At 67.1% G+C, this 16,498-nt stretch carries 16 protein-coding genes; 8 read left to right on the forward strand and 8 right to left on the reverse strand.

What is annotated here, in order from left to right; translation table 11 throughout:
- Positions 1–50 precede the first annotated feature (50 nt).
- Genes DAEP_RS0110390 through DAEP_RS0110405 form a run of 4 tightly spaced genes read right to left on the reverse strand, consistent with a single transcriptional unit; the run spans position 51 to position 2,953 of the window.
- A complete protein-coding gene (locus tag DAEP_RS0110390; protein WP_027244601.1) occupies positions 51–656 on the reverse strand; it encodes a pyridoxamine 5'-phosphate oxidase family protein in 606 nt (201 codons plus the stop codon).
- A complete protein-coding gene (locus DAEP_RS0110395) occupies positions 634–1,383 on the reverse strand; it encodes a lysophospholipid acyltransferase family protein (RefSeq protein WP_008553401.1) in 750 nt (249 codons plus the stop codon). The genes DAEP_RS0110390 and DAEP_RS0110395 overlap by 23 nt, the downstream gene beginning before the upstream one ends.
- Positions 1,380–2,279 carry a cell division protein FtsX gene (locus DAEP_RS0110400; protein ID WP_027244602.1) on the reverse strand — a complete coding sequence of 300 codons (900 nt, stop codon included), beginning with the start codon at positions 2,277–2,279 and terminating at the stop codon, positions 1,380–1,382. The genes DAEP_RS0110395 and DAEP_RS0110400 overlap by 4 nt, the downstream gene beginning before the upstream one ends.
- Positions 2,276–2,953: a cell division ATP-binding protein FtsE gene (locus DAEP_RS0110405; protein WP_008557426.1), complete on the reverse strand. Its 678-nt coding sequence runs from the start codon at positions 2,951–2,953 to the stop codon at positions 2,276–2,278. Before DAEP_RS0110405 ends, DAEP_RS0110400 begins: the two co-directional genes overlap by 4 nt.
- A gap of 220 nt (positions 2,954–3,173) precedes the next feature.
- On the opposite strand from DAEP_RS0110405, the gene DAEP_RS0110410 reads away from it, so the two are divergent.
- A complete protein-coding gene (locus DAEP_RS0110410) occupies positions 3,174–4,097 on the forward strand; it encodes a zinc-ribbon domain-containing protein (protein ID WP_027244603.1) in 924 nt (307 codons plus the stop codon).
- A 62-nt stretch (positions 4,098–4,159) separates the two neighbouring features.
- On the opposite strand, the gene DAEP_RS0110415 is transcribed toward DAEP_RS0110410, so the two are convergent.
- The 4 genes from DAEP_RS0110415 to argH all read right to left on the reverse strand — a co-directional run bounded on the left by DAEP_RS0110415 (position 4,160) and on the right by argH (position 10,480).
- Complete coding sequence (locus tag DAEP_RS0110415; RefSeq protein WP_027244604.1) at positions 4,160–6,772, reverse strand: DUF4175 domain-containing protein; 2,613 nt, start codon at positions 6,770–6,772, stop codon at positions 4,160–4,162.
- Positions 6,773–6,820: 48 nt separating this feature from the next.
- Positions 6,821–8,086 (reverse strand): diaminopimelate decarboxylase, encoded by a 1,266-nt coding sequence (gene lysA, locus DAEP_RS0110420; protein WP_008554328.1) that lies wholly within the window; start codon positions 8,084–8,086, stop codon positions 6,821–6,823.
- Positions 8,087–8,872: 786 nt separating this feature from the next.
- The gene (locus tag DAEP_RS24235) at positions 8,873–9,049 is read right to left on the reverse strand and encodes a hypothetical protein (protein ID WP_167630825.1); all 177 of its coding nucleotides are present in this window, start codon (positions 9,047–9,049) and stop codon (positions 8,873–8,875) included.
- Positions 9,050–9,085: 36 nt separating this feature from the next.
- Positions 9,086–10,480 carry an argininosuccinate lyase gene (gene argH / locus DAEP_RS0110430; RefSeq protein ID WP_027244605.1) on the reverse strand — a complete coding sequence of 465 codons (1,395 nt, stop codon included), beginning with the start codon at positions 10,478–10,480 and terminating at the stop codon, positions 9,086–9,088.
- Positions 10,481–10,502: 22 nt separating this feature from the next.
- Here argH and DAEP_RS0110435 point away from each other — a divergent pair, with 22 nt between their 5' ends.
- From DAEP_RS0110435 to phbB, 7 genes are all read left to right on the forward strand, one after another.
- Positions 10,503–11,075 (forward strand): TlpA disulfide reductase family protein, encoded by a 573-nt coding sequence (locus DAEP_RS0110435; protein WP_245595079.1) that lies wholly within the window; start codon positions 10,503–10,505, stop codon positions 11,073–11,075.
- Positions 11,076–11,243: 168 nt separating this feature from the next.
- Positions 11,244–11,585, forward strand: a complete 342-nt coding sequence (locus DAEP_RS0110440) for a hypothetical protein (protein ID WP_027244607.1) — start codon at positions 11,244–11,246, stop codon at positions 11,583–11,585.
- A gap of 75 nt (positions 11,586–11,660) precedes the next feature.
- The gene (locus tag DAEP_RS0110445; RefSeq protein WP_008553678.1) at positions 11,661–12,059 is read left to right on the forward strand and encodes a hypothetical protein; all 399 of its coding nucleotides are present in this window, start codon (positions 11,661–11,663) and stop codon (positions 12,057–12,059) included.
- On the forward strand, positions 12,056–12,988 hold the full coding sequence (locus DAEP_RS0110450) for a sterol desaturase family protein (protein WP_027244608.1): 933 nt from the start codon (positions 12,056–12,058) through the stop codon (positions 12,986–12,988). Before DAEP_RS0110445 ends, DAEP_RS0110450 begins: the two co-directional genes overlap by 4 nt.
- A 127-nt stretch (positions 12,989–13,115) precedes the next feature.
- Positions 13,116–13,955, forward strand: coding sequence for an EAL domain-containing protein (locus DAEP_RS0110455; RefSeq protein WP_027244609.1), 840 nt, complete (start codon positions 13,116–13,118; stop codon positions 13,953–13,955).
- Between the two features lie 419 nt (positions 13,956–14,374).
- Positions 14,375–15,550, forward strand: a complete 1,176-nt coding sequence (locus tag DAEP_RS0110460; RefSeq protein ID WP_027244610.1) for an acetyl-CoA C-acetyltransferase — start codon at positions 14,375–14,377, stop codon at positions 15,548–15,550.
- A gap of 193 nt (positions 15,551–15,743) precedes the next feature.
- A complete protein-coding gene (gene phbB / locus DAEP_RS0110465) occupies positions 15,744–16,466 on the forward strand; it encodes an acetoacetyl-CoA reductase (RefSeq protein WP_008554116.1) in 723 nt (240 codons plus the stop codon).
- Positions 16,467–16,498 lie beyond the last annotated feature (32 nt).

Here is a 16,498-nt window from a genome sequence, read left to right on the forward strand (position 1 = left end):
AAGGTTCTTGCCAAGGACGTCTGCACGTCCTTGACCGCCGCGCCGCCCGCTCACCACATGGTTTCGGCGGCGCGGGCGTTCCAGCTTTGATCGTATCCGGCACCGCCCTCCTCGCCTGCTGTCTGCTCGGCCAGGATGTCGCCCATGGTCGGCAGGCCAGCGCTTTCGTCGGCGCCGCTCCAGGTGCCCGCCCGCAGCATCGCGCGGGCGCATTGGGAATAGATCTCGCCGATTGAGATCACGATCACCGTGGCCGGCAGCTTGCCCTTCTTTGCAAACCGCGCGCGCAGGACCGGGTCGGCGGTCAGCCGGGCGGTGCCGTTGACGCGCACCACATTGTTCGATCCCGGCACCAGGAACATCAGCGACACCCGCCCGTCCCGCACAATGTTGCGCAAGGAGTCCAGCCGGTTGTTGCCGCGCCAGTCCGGCAGCGCCAGGGTGCCAGGGTCCAGCTCCTGCACCACCGGGCCGTCATCGCCGCGCGGGCTGTCGTCGGTGCCTTCCGGGCCGACGGTGGCCAGCATGCACAGTTTTGAGGCCATGATCCACTTGCGGTACAGCGGCGTCATCTGCCGCGCCACCTTACGTAAAGAAGGCGCCCCCGGTTCCCCGTAAAGCGCCTCCAGTTGTTCAATGCTGCTGAGGTATTGCATCTGGTTCAAATCCCGCTTCTCTCATCAATTCGTCCGAGCGCTGCTCCACCCGGTTTTCAAGCTGCACCATGAAGTCGTCGCGGTCCATCCCCGGCAGCATCGGCTCCAGAAACTCCACCACTGCCAGACCCGGCTTGCGGTAGATGCCGGTGCGCGGCCAGAACACGCCCACATTGGTGGCGGCCGGGACGCAGGGCTGGCTCAGGCCCTGGTACAGCACCGCAGTGCCGATCTTGTAGGGCTTGCGGGCGCCGGGCGCCACGCGGGTGCCTTGGGAGTAGATGATCAGCTGGCCCGGTTCACGGCTTTGCAGCGCCACATCCTTGACCATCTTGGCAATCGCCGCGCCGCGCTTGCCGCGGTCGACCGGCACGCAGCCCAGGCGTTTGGCATAAACCCCGATCACCGGCGTCCACATCAGCTCGCGCTTCATGATGAAGCGGGCGGACGGCACCGCGTTGAAGATGATCAGGATGTCCAGAAAGCTCTGGTGCTTGGCCGCGACGATCACCTCGCCGGCGGGCACCTGGCCGCGCACCTCGGAGCGGATGCCGACCATCCAGCGCGCGGTCCACAGCACCCAGCGGGCGTAGGATTTGCAGGCCAGGCGCGCTCCCTTGGGCGAGACCGCGGCCCACGGGGCGAACACCACGCCCAGCACCAGCATCGCCAGATACATCTGCACCAGAAAGACCGCCGAGCGCAGCCATTGGACCGGGTTCTTCAAGACAGCTCTCCCAAACGTTTGGTGGCGGCACGGGTGGTGGCGGCAAAGGCCACCAGCGCGCCCAGCGGCGGGATCAGGAGCGGCACCAGCCAGCCCCAGCCCTGAAAACCGAGGCCGGTCAGGAAACCGCCCTCATCCGAGGCTTCCGGCATCAGCCAGACCCCGATCATACCCAGCACCACGCCGGCCGCAGCGCCGGTCAGCGCCCGCAGGGTGAAGCGGCGGATGAAGGCCTGGGCGATATAGCTGTCGAGCGCGCCCACCAGCCGCAGCACCTCGATCACCTGGGCATTGGCTGCCAGCGCGGCGTTGGCCGCCAGGGTGATCATCGCCGCGGTGGCGCCGCCGATCAGCAGGATCGACACCCAGGCCAGGCGCCGCAGCGAACGTGCGGCATCGACCAGCGGCTCGCGCCAGCGGGTGTGATCGTCCAGCACCGCGCCGGGCACCTCTGCCTGCAGCCGCAGCCGCAGCCCCGACGGGTCATAGCCGGGATCATCCGCAGTGACTTCGATCAGCTGCGGCAGCGGCAGGCTGCCCGCAGGCAGGCTGGAGCCGAACCAGGGCGCCAGCAGCGCCGCCTGCTCCTCGCCGGTCAGCGCCCGCGCGGTGGCCACGCCGGGCGTCTGGCGCAAGATTTCCAGTGCCGCCTCGGTCTGCGCCACGCGCTGCTCCGCCGGGGCGTTGATGCGCAGGGTCGCGGCGCGCGCCAGCTCCGAAGCCCAGCGGTCGGCCAGGCGGCCGGAGGCCATCGACAGCGCCAGGGCAAACACCGCCAGAAATCCCATCGCGCCCGCCACAAACAGCGTCAGCTGGGCGGTGAAACCGGTGGGCGGCACCACCCGGTTGGCCTGGCTGTCACCCAGGATCAGCTTGTGCAGCTTGCTGTCGGTCATAGGTCCGCCCCCGCGAGCTGCAATTGCCGGTTGGAAATCCGCAGCACCCGCGCCTGCACCTGTTTCTTGGCGGCCCGGATCAGCGACAGGTCATGGGTGGCGACCAGGATGGTCTTGCCCATCCGGTTCAGCTCCACCAGAAGCTGCAGCAGCCGCTGCGACATCTCCCAATCCACGTTGCCGGTGGGCTCATCCGCGATGATCACATCCGGCGACAGGATCACCGAGCGCGCCAGCGCGGCCCGCTGGCGCTCGCCGCCCGACAGCTCCGGCGGCAGCGCATGGGCGCGCTCGCTGAGGCCGACCCAGTTCAGAAGCTCGCGCAGATTGGCCTCCTCGTGGTTCAGTTCCCGCCCCGACACCAAAAGCGGCAGGGCGATGTTCTCGATCACCGGCAGATGGTCCAGGAACCGGCAGTCCTGATGCACTACGCCGACGCGGCGGCGCAGATAGGCCATCTGGTCGCGGTCCAGCCCGTGCACATCCATATTGAAGGCGCGCACCCGGCCCGAGGTCGGTGTCAGCGCACCGTAGCAGAGTTTCAGCAGCGTCGTCTTGCCCGCGCCGGACGGCCCGGTCAGGAAGTGGAACGAGCCCGGTGCGAGCTGCACCGACACGGCATCCAGCAGCTCGCCGCCACCGTAGTTGTAACCCACATTTTCCAGCTCGATCACTGCCGCCCCCTGAATGCGCCCCGGTTTGGCGCCCCGGTATTTTGCTCCGGTGTTTTGCCCCAAGGGGCCGGCAGTTTCAATGGGGGCTCTGTTGCCGGGAAGCCAAGGGCTGCGGCGTCCGGCCATTTGTCTCTTTCGCCGCCGGACGCGGACCCATATAATCCGTTGAAAAACAACCCGCCCGCCCGCCGGGCGGCGGGATGGTGCCGAGGAGAGCATGATGCGCCTGACCTGCCCGAATTGTGCAGCCGAATACGAAGTGCCGGAGGATGTGATCCCTGCGGAAGGGCGGGATGTGCAATGTTCCGACTGCGGCCAGACCTGGTTCCAGGCCGCCGCTGCGCACACCGCGGCTGCCCCGCTGGCAGAGGACGCCCCCGCTCCGGCTGAGGCCGGGGAGGAGCCGGAGCAGGACGCCGCGGCAAACGCCCCGCAGCGGGCTGCAGAGGAAGCCGCCGAAGATGCCGCAGAACCTGTCTCAGAGTACAGCGGCCTCGACGAGGAGGCCGCAGCCTTTTTCGCAGACAGCCGCCAGGACGGTCCGGACGTCTTTGCGCAGGACGCAGAAGAAGACATGCCGCCTCAGCAGGCCGAACCGCAGCCGCAGCGCGCGCGCGCGCTCGATCCGGCCCTGACCGGCATCCTGCGCGAGGAGGCCGAGCGCGAAGCCTCGCTGCGGGCGGCGGAAAGCCAGAGCCTGGAGACCCAGCCCGACCTGGGGCTGGAGGAGGCCATCGCCCCCCAGGACGAGGCCGCCCGCCGCAGCCGTCAGGCCCGCGACCGGATGGCCCGCATCCGCGGCGAGGATCCGCGCCAGCTGGCCGCCGCCGAGAGCGGCTCCCGCAAGGAACTGCTGCCGGACATCGAAGAGATCAACTCCACCCTGCGCTCTGCCGGCAGCGGCGCGCCGGCCCATTATGCGGCCACGGACGAGCTGCCGGTGCGGCGCAAGAACAATTTTGCCCGCGGCTTTTCGCTGTCGCTGATTGCGGCGCTGGTGATGGTGATCGTCTATGACAACGCCAGCCTGATTGCCGAGAAGCTGCCGCAGGCGGAGTCCGCGCTCAGCGGCTATGTCAGCTGGGTGGATCAGATGCGGCTATGGCTGGATGCGCAGGTGAAGACCCTGACAGCCGCGCAGTAACGCGGCCGGCCTCTCATATCCTCTCTTGAACTGACAGCTTTTCCAGCGCGCCCGCCGGGTGCTCAGAACCGGTCCAGCAGCCGCTGCAGATAGCTGCGCTCGCGCTCGGTGCGCTCGCGCTCGCCGGCCCGGCGGCGGATGTCCTCCAGCAGGTCCCAGGCGCGGCGGTAGGCGTTGCCCTCGCCGACCTTGCCGCCGTCATCCAACGAGCCGTTGCTGCGGCCCAGCGGGTCCAGCCGGTCGCCCTGCGCCGTGGACGACGGCTGCCCCTGGCCGTTGCGCTGGCCGTCGTCACGCTGTGCCAGCGCCTCGCCCAGGCTGCGCATACCTTCGCGCAGCGCCTCCATGGCGTCGGACTGGCGGTCGATGGCTTCGGCATTGTCGCCGCCGCGCAGCGCGTCCTCGGCGCCCTCCATGGCGCGGCCCGCGCGGTCCAGCGCCTCGCGCGCGGCTTCGCCGGCCTCGCCGCTCAGATACGGCAGCCCGTCGCGCTGCTGCTGCAGCTGCTGGCGCAAGGCCTGCTGCCGGTCGGCCAAAGAGCCGCCCTGCCCCGGCTGCTCCCGGCCGCTGCCGTTCTGGCCGCCCTGGCCCTCCGGGTTGCGGCTGTCCGCCCCTTCGCCGCCTTCGCCCTCACCGCTGTCGCCGCCCTGGCCGCCCTGGTGGCTTTGGCCGCGGCCCAGGCCGCCGTCACGGCCCTCGTTGCCCTGGCTTTCGCCGCTGCGGGCGCCGGGGTTGAACTGCTCCTGCAGATCGCGGAAGGCCTGATCCGACAGCCCCTGCTGCTCGCGCAGGGTCTCCGCCAGCCCCTCCATCGCCTCGCGGCCCTGATCGCCCTGCCCCTGGCCCTGCTGCGAGCGGGTCATCCGCATGTTTTCCATCATCTGCTGGAACTCGCGCAGCGCCTGTTCGGCCTCGGCCATGCGGCCCTGCTCCATCAGCTCCTGAATGCGGTCCATCATCGCCTGCAGGTCATCCTGGCTGAGCGTCATCATATCCTCGGGCATGTCACCCGGATCCATCATCTCGCCCTCCGCCTCAGCCATCCGGCTCAGCTGGCGCAGATAATCCTGGGTCGCCTCGCGCAGCTCCTGCATCAGGCGGGCGATCTCCTGCTCGCTGGCGCCGTCGCGCATCGCCTGGCTCAGCCGCTCCTGCGCCCGCCGCATCCGCTCCAGCGCATCGCCCACGTCGCCCTCTTCCAGCTGCATCGCCAGATCCCACAGCGCGGCGGCGATCTCCTCCTGCCGCGGTTCGGGAAGGGAGCCCTGCACGGTGTAGCCTTCCAGCCGCCGCAGGATGGTGCGCAGCCGCAGGTAATCGCCGTAGTCGCGGTAAAGCCCCTCCGGCCGGTGCGACAGCGTGCGCAGGATCTGCGCCACCCGCACCGCATTCGCGCGCGCCCACAACAGGTCGCGGCGCTGCTCGATCACCGCCGCCGCCAGCGGGTCAAAGAAGCGGCGGGTCAAGAGCTCCGTGCCAAAGCCTGCTGCGGCCGACGACTGCCCGGCCTCATCCATGGCCGACAGGGTGAACACCACCGGCAGGTTGGCCCAGGGATGGCGGGCAAAATCCTCGATCAGCTTTTCGGTGAAGTCCTCGCGCGAGCCGGACAGGGGCAGCGGCAGGTCCAGCACCAGCGCCTCGCGCGGGTCGGGGTCGGCGGCCAGCCCGTGCTGCCGCTCCACCGCGGCCAGATCCAGGGTGATCCGCACCTGCCCGCCGGCCACGCCGTAATCATCCCGGGCGCTGAACGCCAGCGAGGTGTAACCGTCGTTCTCCAGCTCCGGCTGGCCGGCCACCGCGATGCCGGGCGGGTGATCCGGGATCACCTCCACCTGCCAGCTGCGCCCGCCGCTCCCTTCGATGGCAAACCCGCCGTCGCGGACCGCCTCAAAGGCCACCGCGCCCTCCGGCGCGGGCAGCTGCTCCGCAGCGGGATCAGAGACGGCTTCCGACAGCGTCAGCGCCCCCGCCTCGCCATAGAAGCGCAAGGTGACGCGGCTGCCTTCGGGCAGTTTCAGCACCCCTTCGGGCTGATCGTTCAGGTAGAGCACCGGCAGGCGGGTATAGGCGGGCGGCTCTGCCCAGCCCTCCCAGGCCGGACCGCTGAGGGCCGCCGGGCCGCCGGTGCCCAGATCCCTGACCGAGGCCACCTGCCAGATTGAGCCGAACAGCAGCGCAACCGCCAGAAACAGCATCGCCATATAGCGCAGCGCATAGGGGTCGGCGGACGCGACGTTCAGGTCGAGCGCAGGGGCGCGGGCCTGCGCGGCGGCGGCGGCCATCCGGCGCTGGTGCGCCTGCCACAACGCGACGGAGGCGGCGTCCTCAGCGCCAATCGCCTGGGTGTCCAGCAGGGCGCTGACCGGACGGCCCGGCAAGGCCGCGTCCAGCCGCTCCAGCGCCGCGGCCCGGCTGGGCCAGCGGAACCGCCAGGCCCCCCAGCCGCAGGCGGCCGCGGCGGCAACTACAGCCGCAATCACGCCAGTCCAGACCACGCTGTCCGGCAGCATCTGGTGCAGCCCCAGCATCAGCGCCGCCAGCGCCGCCATCAGCACCGAAACCAGCGGCCAGAAGGCGCGCACGGCGCGTTCGGCCACAAGCCCGGCCCGCGTCAAAGCCGCAGGCCAGCGCAGTTTCCTCAGGACCGGATCGGCACGTCTGTCAAAGGGCATTCGGGCCTCATGCTGTGATGGCCCGCGCCGGATCGCGTCCGGACCGCTTCAGAGCCACTCCGGGATGGTATCGCGGTTTATCATCTCTTCATAGTCCGGCCGCCGGCGGATAACCGCGAATTGATCCCCGTGCACCAGCACTTCGGGGATCAGCGGGCGGGAGTTGTACTCGCTCGCCATCACCGCGCCGTAGGCGCCGGCGCTGCGGAAGGAGACCAGATCGCCCGCGGCAAGCGGCGGCAGATCGCGCTGCTTGGCAAAGGTGTCGCCGGTCTCGCACACCGGGCCAACGATGTCATAGGGCCGGCTTTCTGTGCCTGCCTCGGGTTCTTGAACCGGGATGATGTCGTGATGCGCCTCATACATCGCCGGGCGGATCAGGTCGTTCATCGCCGCATCGAGGATCACGAAATCGCGCCCCTCGCCCGATTTCACATAGATCACTTTCGACACCAGCTGGCCCGCGTTGCCCGCGATCAGGCGGCCCGGCTCGATCTCGATCTCGCAGCCCAAGTGGCCAAGCGTTTCCTTGACCATCGCGCCGTATTCCACCGGCAAGGGCGGCGCGGAGTTCGAGCGCTCGTAAGGAATGCCCAGGCCGCCGCCAAGGTCGAGGCGGCGGATATCGTGGCCGTCGGCGCGCAGGGTTTCCGTCAGCTCCGCCACCTTCTGATAGGCCAGCCGGAACGGCTCCAGGTCGGTCAGCTGCGAGCCGATGTGGACGTCGATCCCCACCACCTCCAGCCCCGGCAGCGCGGCGGCGCGGGCATAGACCTCGCGGGCGCGGGCAATCGGGATGCCGAACTTGTTCTCGGATTTGCCGGTGGCGATCTTAGCGTGGGTCTTGGCATCCACATCCGGATTGACCCGGATGGTGATGGGGGCCTTGGCGCCCAGTTCCTCAGCCACGGCGCTGATCACCTCCATCTCCGGCTCGGATTCGACGTTGAACTGGCGGATGCCGCCGGTCAGCGCCACGCGGATTTCCTCTGCCGTCTTGCCGACGCCGGAAAACACGATCCGGTCGCCCGGCACCCCCGCCGCCCTCGCCCGCAGGTATTCGCCCTGGCTGACCACATCCATGCCCGCGCCGGCCTGCGCCAGCGTCTTCAGGATCGCCTGATTGCTGGCCGCTTTCATCGCAAAGCAGACCAGATGATCGGTGCCCTCCAGCGCCTCGTCGAACAGGCGGAAGTGGCGCAGCAGAGTGGCTGTGGAATAGACATAGAACGGGGTGCCCACCGCCGCGGCGATCTCGGAGAGGGGAACGTCTTCGGCGAAAAGCGCGCCGTCGCGGTAGAGAAAATGGTCCATAACCACGCGTTTAGGGCAAAAGGGGCAGATGGATCAAATGATTCCGCCCAGCCCTCCGCCGTCCTGCCAGCGGCCGCGCCGGGAATTTTGAGTATTTGGAAGAAAGATGAAAAGAGAGCGCCGCGCCTTCATCTTTCCCCAAATACTCACTGCGCAACCGCGGCCTCCGGGTGCCGCGGCCCCGGGGGTTGCGCCCCCTGCGCACGCTGCCCTCACCCGATCTTAAGCGGGATGCGGCATTCTTTCCCCTGATCGCGGTCACTGCCGGGCCTGACACCCCCGGCATCTTGGAACAGGGCCCTTTGGCACGGGCACGCAAAGACGACGTTCAGCGTGCGGGAGGAAGCTCCCGTCCCGCCTCCGCCCCTTGGCGGCGCCGCCATTCCTTAAGCCTGACCGCTGCTGAACCAGCAGCAGATCAGAACAGGCAGAACAAGACTGGCAGATCAGGACTGGCAGACCAGCAACGCAGCAAAAAGCACCCGCACGGCCGGCTGGCCGGACGGGCAAAAGCCGTGCGCCTAGAAGCTATGAGACACCCCGGCCCGGGCCGAGCCGGATACTTTCACACCGGGTTTGGCAGGCGCACTGGATTGGGCAGTGTCATGTTGTTGCGGCCGCCCCGCTGCCGGCGCCCCGGCCTCGCAGGCTGCAAGTGCAAGCAATGCCGCAAACATAACAACAGGCTTCATCGCGCAATCTCCAAAGAAAAAACCGCCCCGGCTGTTGCAGAGGGGCGGTTCTCAGATGGTGGCTGAGCGGTTGCGCATCAAGGGCGCGGCACCGCTAGAACCCCAGGTAAACGCTGACCGGCCCCTTGTGCAGCCCGACCGCGCCGCCGACATGGACGCCGCTGTCACCGACGCCAACGCCGGCATTCAGCGTCGGCTGCACCGGCTCGCCGTCGACGCCGCAGGCGGCCAGCGCCGCCAGCCCGATCAAGGCAAAAATCACGTTGCGCATTGTCTGCCTCCTTGCAGCAGCCCCGCCCGGACGGCCTCAGCCGCCCAGAACCTCTTTCCAGCGGGCGACCTGCGCGCGCACCTGGGCGGGTGCTGTTCCGCCATAAGACATGCGCGAGTTTACCGAGTTTTCGACACCAAGCACAGAGAAGATGTCCTCGGTGATGCCTGCGTGCACGCCCTGCATATCCGCCAGGGAGAGGTCCGGCAGATCGCAGCCGCGCTTTTCGGCCATCGCAACCAGGGTCCCGGTCACGTGGTGCGCATCGCGGAACGGCACCTTCAGCACCCGCACCAGCCAATCAGCAAGGTCGGTTGCGGTAGAGAAACCGGAACCCGCCGCCGCGGCCAGCGACTCGCGGTTGGCGGTCATGTCCTTGACCATCCCCTCCATCGCCGCCAGCGCCAGCATCCAGTTGTCGGCAGCGTCAAAAACCTGTTCCTTGTCTTCCTGCATGTCCTTGGAATAGGCCAGCGGCAGCCCCTTCATCACCATCATCAGCGCGGTGTTGGCGCCAAAGATCCGTCCCACCTTGGCGCGGATCAGCTCCGCCGCATCCGGGTTCTTCTTCTGCGGCATTATCGAGGAGCCGGTGGAGAAGCGGTCGCTGAGTGTCACGAAACGGAACTGGGCGGAGGACCAGATCACCAGCTCCTCGGCAAAGCGGGAGAGGTGCATGGCAGAGATCGACGCCACCGAGAGGAACTCCAGCGCGAAGTCGCGGTCGCTGACCGCATCCAGCGAGTTTGCCGCCGGACGGTCAAAGCCCAGCGCCTTGGCGGTCATCTCCCGGTCGATCGGGAAGGACGTGCCCGCCAGCGCCGCCGCACCCAGCGGCGATTCGTTCATTCGCACGCGGGCATCGCGCACGCGGGACAGATCGCGGCCGAACATCTCCACGTAGGCCATCATGTGATGGCCCCAGGTGACCGGCTGCGCGGTCTGCAGGTGGGTGAAGCCCGGCATCACCCAATCGGCTCCCGCCTCAGCCTGCGACAGAAGCGCGCGGATCAGCGCCAAGAGGCCCGATTCCGCGGCGTCCAGCTGGTCGCGCACCCAGAGTTTGAAATCGGTCGCCACCTGGTCATTGCGGCTGCGGCCCGTGTGCAGGCGGCCTGCAGGCTCGCCGATGATCTCTTTCAGGCGGGCCTCCACGTTCATATGGATGTCTTCCAGTGCTGTGGAAAACTGGAAGGTTCCGCCCTCGATCTCTGACAAAACGGTGAGCAGCCCTTCCCGAATGGCCTCGGCATCATTATCCGTAATGACGCCTGTGGCGGCGAGCATCGCCGCATGGGCCCTGGAGCCGGCGATGTCCTGCGCCGCCATCCGCTTGTCGAACCCGATCGAGGCATTGATCGCCTCCATGATCGCGTCCGGGCCAGCGGCAAAGCGGCCGCCCCACATCTGGTTCGAGGATTGATCTGTCATGGTGTGGAACCCCGGAGATAATATGCGTCTGTTTCGTCAGCTTTCCCTTTATATGGCCCTCGCCTTGGGTGCAAATGCCGCTGTTGCGGCGGATCAGGCGCAGCTGGAGGCCCTGCGCGACGGCTCGATGAAGAAACTGGTGGTCCATGCCGAGCCGCGCGATGTGTCCGCGGCCGCGTTCGACCTGGCCGACGGCGCGGGCACGGCGACCCTGGCCGACTACCAGGGCAAGATCGTGCTCTTGAACTTCTGGGCCACCTGGTGCGCCCCCTGCCGCAAGGAGATGCCGCAGCTGGAAGAACTGCAGCAGGAGTTCGGCGGCGCGGATTTCCAGGTGCTGACTATTGCCACCGGGCGCAACTCGCCCGCGGGCATCCAGAAGTTCTTTGACGAGAACGGTATCACCAGCCTGCCCCGCCACCAGGACCCGAAACAGGCGCTGGCCCGCGAGATGGCGGTGATCGGCCTGCCGATCACGGTGCTGCTGGACCGCGACGGCAAGGAGGTCGCGCGGCTGCTGGGCGATGCCGAGTGGAACTCCGAGAGCGCCAAGCAGATCATCGCGGCGATGATCGCTGATCCGGAAGGCAGCTGAGCCGGGCCGCCGGGATGCCTGGGCTGAGGGCTGGCCGGCGCTGCAAACGGGACAGGCTTCCTGCCGCGCCGCCGCGCGGCCCGTGGCCCTGACCCGGCCGGGTTTCGCACTATTTCACTTCCGAGGGGCGTCCTGAAGCAGGCGCCATGGTTTAGGGTGGAGCGTGAAATGAAACCTGTTGTGTTACTGATCGGCAAGCTGCCGCATGTGATCGGCAATGTGGCTGAGCAGCTGGACCATCTGCCGATCCAATGGCTGGGCGCGCATGACCAGCCCGAAGTGGTGCGCCAGCTGGAAACCGAGCCGCGCATCGAATGCGTGATCATGGGCGCAGGCCTGGACGACCAGATCCGCGGCGATCTGATCGGCATCATTGCCGCCCTCAGGCCGGACGTCTGCATCCACCTCAAGGACCGCGCCTCCGGGCCGGAAGGGCTGGTGCCCTTTGTCGAGCGGGTGGTGCAGATGGAGGTTCTGGCCCGCCCGCGCAGCACCGCAATGGCGGGATAGCGGCAGCCGGGCTTGACCCCACGCCACCTTTGACAGCTTTCCGGCGGGCCGCCAGTCTGCCCGCGGGAGGACGTGATGCCGCTGGAACTGCTGCTGGCCCTGGTCGTGGGCGGGATATCCGGAATTGCCGTGCTGCTGCACTTGACGGGGCGGTCCCGGCAGGCTGTTCTGACCGCCGGCAGCGCCAAGTCCGCCTGGCTGCGCCATTTTCCCAACGACTGCGTGATCAAGGTTCTGCCCGCCGCCAGCGGGCAGGCGGCGCTGGTGCTGACCGAAGGCGGCCCCGGGCTGCTCTGGGCCTTTGGCGCCGATACGGTGGGCCGCCCTCTGGCCGCAGCCCGGATTCGCGAAACCGCCGCCGGGCTGCGTTTCGAGTTCAATGACTTTTCCGCCCCCGGCCTCTCGCTGTCCTTGCAAGAGAGCGAGCGCCGGCAGTGGCTGGAGCTGATCAACACCCCAGCGGAGGCTGCATGACCGGACAGATTTCCTTTCCCGACGTGACCCAGCTGGCGGTGCCGTTCTTCATCGCCGCGATCCTGGCAGAGTTCCTGTGGATCGCCCTGAAAAAGCGCGGCGGGCGGTATGAGACCCGCGATGCCGTCACCTCGCTGATCATGGGCGCGGGCAGCGTCGCCGAAGGGCTGCTTTTGGGCTTCATCGCCTGGACCCTGTTCATGTTCCTGTGGGAGCTGACGCCGCTGGACATGGGCACTTCTGTCTGGGCGGTGCTGGCCTGTTTCGTGCTGGATGACCTGCGTTATTACTGGGTGCACCGCCTGGGCCACCGGGTGCGCTGGGTCTGGGCGTCGCACGTCAATCATCACTCCAGCCAGCACTACAACCTGACCACCGCGCTGCGGCAGACCTGGACCGGCACCTTCACCTTCATGATGGTGGTCAAGGCGCCGATGGTTCTGCTGGGCTTCCACCCGGCGCTGGTGCTGTTCTGCGGCGGGGTGAACCTGATCTATCAGTTCTGGATCCACACCGAGGCGGTCGGCCGCCTGCCGCGCTGGTTCGAGGCGGTGATGAACACCCCCAGCCACCACCGCGCCCACCATGGCCGCAATCCGCGCTATCTGGATTGCAACTATGCCGGCGTGTTCATCATCTGGGACAAGCTGTTTGGCACCTTCGTGCCGGAACAGGACCATGACCGGCCCGATTACGGGCTGGTCCACAACATCGCCACTTTCAACCCGCTGCGCGTGGCCTTTCACGAATGGGCTGGCATTTTCAAGGACATGGCCCAGCCCGGCCTGACCTGGAAGCAGCGGATGCTCTATGCCTTTGCGCCGCCCGGCTACAGCCATGACGGCAGCCGCGACACCTCTGCCGGGATCAAGGCTGCGCATCTGGCACGGCACCCGGAGGATGCGGGCACGCCGGGCTTCGGCGGCTGAGCCGGGCCGGGGCGAGCGCCCCGATAGCTCAAATTTAAATTTTAATCCCGGCTCAACCCTTTTGCGCGACGCTGCCCGGAGCATCATATTGTGTCACACCTTTGCCGGAACAGGGCCCCAGCAGCACATGAACAAACGAAACGCGATGGCAGATCTGCCCGAAGGCTCCGATAACCCGCTGAGCGCGGCCGTGGCAGGCCGCGACCGGTCCACTCTGGAAATGGTCGGCGAAGCGGTTAAGCACGGTCAGACCGTATTGGCCTATCAGCCCGTCATGCAGGCCATGGCGCCGCATGGCGTCGCCTTTTACGAGGGCTACATCCGGGTTCTGGACCCGACAGGCCGGGTGATTCCCGCCCGGGAATTCATGCATGTGGTCGAGGACAAGGAGATCGGCCGCGAGATGGACTGCCTGGCGCTGCAGCACGGCTTGCGCGCGCTGGAGAAATTCCCGCAGATCCGCCTGTCCGTCAACATGTCGGCCCGCTCCATCGGCTATCAGCGCTGGACGCAGGTGCTGCACCGGTTTCTGAAGGGCGACGCCACGCTGGGCGAACGCCTTGTGCTGGAACTGACCGAGGCCTCGGTGATGGCCGCGCCGGAGCTGGTGCTGGATTTCATGGGCCGGATGCAGCAGCACGGGATAGCCTTTGCGCTCGACAATTTCGGCGCCGGGACAACGGCGATCGGCCATTTCCGCCAGTTCTTCTTCGACGCGGTGAAGATCGACGGCCAGTTCGTGCGCGGCATTCACGCCAGCCATGATAACCAGTCGGTTGTGCGCGCCCTGATCGGCATTGCCAAACAGTTCGACATGTTCACCGTCGCCGAGTCGGTGGAAAGCCAGGAAGATGCCGCCTTTCTGGTGGAGAACGGGGTGGATTGCCTGCAGGGCTACCTGTACGGCGCACCGTCAGTGTCGCCGCCCTGGATCGAGGACATGAAGCAGCGCCAGCAGGCCGGTTAACGCCGGACAGCCCGCCAGCGCCCTTGCGCACAGATCGCACCGCCAGCCGCTCCCCCTGCCCTGAAACACCGGCGCAGCGCTCCGCGCAGGACGCCGGCGGTGTCCTCCACGCCGTCTGCCAAGACGTTAGCACGTTGTCTTTGCAGCGGCTTTCCGGCCCGCCCCGCGCCGCGATCCGGCACCCGGGCCGGCGGCCCTGCGAAGCCCCGCCCCGGCGCAGACGGAAATCCTCCGGCAGAGGACGTTTCTGGCGGTTGACTCTTGCGCGCCGACTGGGACACCCTGTCAATTGCTGCACGCGCAGCAATAGATTATGCCGGTACCCGGTGGATACGGGAAAGAATGTTGCGCAGCCGCGGCCTGGCCGTTTGCGCGGCGCTTTTCCGAAGACCAAAATGATGGCAGAGGACCAGAAATCAATGACCAATGTTGTAATCGCATCGGCCGCGCGCACCGCCGTCGGCTCCTTTGGCGGCGCGTTCGCCAATACCCCTGCCCATGATCTGGGCGCCGCGGTGCTGGAAGCCGTGGTGGAGCGGGCCGGTGTCGACAAATCCGAGGTGTCGGAAACCATTCTGGGCCAAGTGCTGACCGCCGCCCAGGGCCAGAACCCGGCCCGCCAGGCGCATATCAACGCGGGCCTGCCCAAGGAAAGCGCCGCTTGGAGCATCAACCAGGTCTGCGGTTCCGGCCTGCGCGCTGTCGCCCTTGGGGCGCAGCACATCCAGCTGGGCGATGCCTCCATCGTGGCGGCCGGCGGCCAGGAGAACATGACCCTCAGCCCCCATGCCGCGCACCTGCGCGCGGGCCACAAGATGGGCGACATGCAATACATCGACACGATGATCCGCGACGGCCTGTGGGATGCCTTCAACGGCTACCACATGGGCCAGACGGCCGAGAACGTGGCCGAGCAGTGGCAGATCTCCCGCGATATGCAGGACGAGTTTGCCGTTGCCTCGCAGAACAAGGCCGAAGCCGCCCAGAAGGCCGGCAAGTTCGCGGATGAGATCGCCGCCTTCACCGTGAAAACCCGCAAGGGCGAGATCGTGGTCGATCAGGACGAATACATCCGCCACGGCGCCACCATCGAAGCCATGCAGAAGCTGCGCCCGGCCTTCACCAGGGACGGCTCGGTCACTGCGGCAAACGCCTCCGGCCTGAACGACGGCGCCGCCGCCACCCTCTTGATGAGCGCCGACGAGGCCGAACGCCGCGGCATCGAGCCGCTGGCCCGCATCGCCTCCTACGCCACTGCTGGCCTGGACCCGGCGATCATGGGCGTCGGCCCGGTCTATGCCTCCCGCAAGGCGCTGGAGAAGGCCGGCTGGTCGGTCAATGACCTGGATCTGGTCGAGGCCAACGAAGCCTTTGCCGCCCAGGCCTGTGCGGTCAACAAGGACATGGGCTGGGATCCGTCGATCGTAAACGTGAACGGCGGCGCCATTGCCATCGGCCACCCGATCGGCGCCTCGGGCTGCCGGGTGCTGAACACGCTGCTGTTCGAAATGAAGCGCCGCGGCGCCAAGAAAGGCCTGGCCACGCTGTGCATCGGCGGCGGCATGGGCGTTGCCATGTGCGTGGAGCGCCCGTAAGTGGCACAAACCCGCTGATATCTCAGGGCGCCCTTTCGGGGCGCCCTTTTTCTTTTACAATTCAGCGGTATTCCGCGGGTGCGACAATTTAATTGCGGCAATGCAGAAATTTCACGAAGCAATATTGTTGCGCCCACACAAGCAAAACTGTAGCAAGATTACCAAAGCAAAAACTCATCTGGAGGATTCTTGAATGGCACGTACTGCACTCGTCACAGGCGGTTCCCGCGGCATCGGCGCAGCAATTTCCCAGGCGCTGAAGGCGCAGGGCTGCAATGTGGCCGCGACCTATGCCGGCAATGACGAAGCCGCGGCGAAATTCACCGACGAAACCGGCATCAAGACCTATAAGTGGAATGTTGGCAGCTACGAGGAAAGCGCCGCCGGCATCGCCAAGGTCGAAGAGGAAATGGGCCCGATCGACATCGTTGTGGCCAACGCCGGCATCACCCGCGACGCGCCCTTCCACAAGATGACGCCGCAGCAGTGGCAGGAAGTGATCGACACCAACCTGACCGGCGTGTTCAACACCGTGCACCCGATCTGGCCGGGCATGCGCGAGCGCAAGTTCGGCCGCGTCATCGTGATCTCCTCGATCAACGGCCAGAAGGGCCAGTTCGCGCAGGTGAACTATGCCGCGACCAAGGCGGGCGACCTGGGCATCGTGAAATCGCTGGCCCAGGAAGGCGCCCGCGCCGGCATCACCGCCAACGCGGTCTGCCCCGGCTATATCGCCACCGAGATGGTGATGGCAGTGCCGGAGAAGGTGCGTGAGTCGATCATCGCCCAGATCCCGGCCGGCCGCCTGGGCGAGCCGGAAGAGATCGCCCGCTGCGTGGCCTTCCTGGCCTCCGACGACTCGGGCTTCATCAACGGCTCGACCATCTCCGCCAACGGCGCGCAGTTCTTCGTCTGATACGCTGCCCTGCTGACGGCCCGCACCCTGCC

The organism is Leisingera daeponensis DSM 23529 (assembly GCF_000473145.1).
Classification (GTDB): Bacteria; Pseudomonadota; Alphaproteobacteria; order Rhodobacterales; family Rhodobacteraceae; genus Leisingera; species Leisingera daeponensis.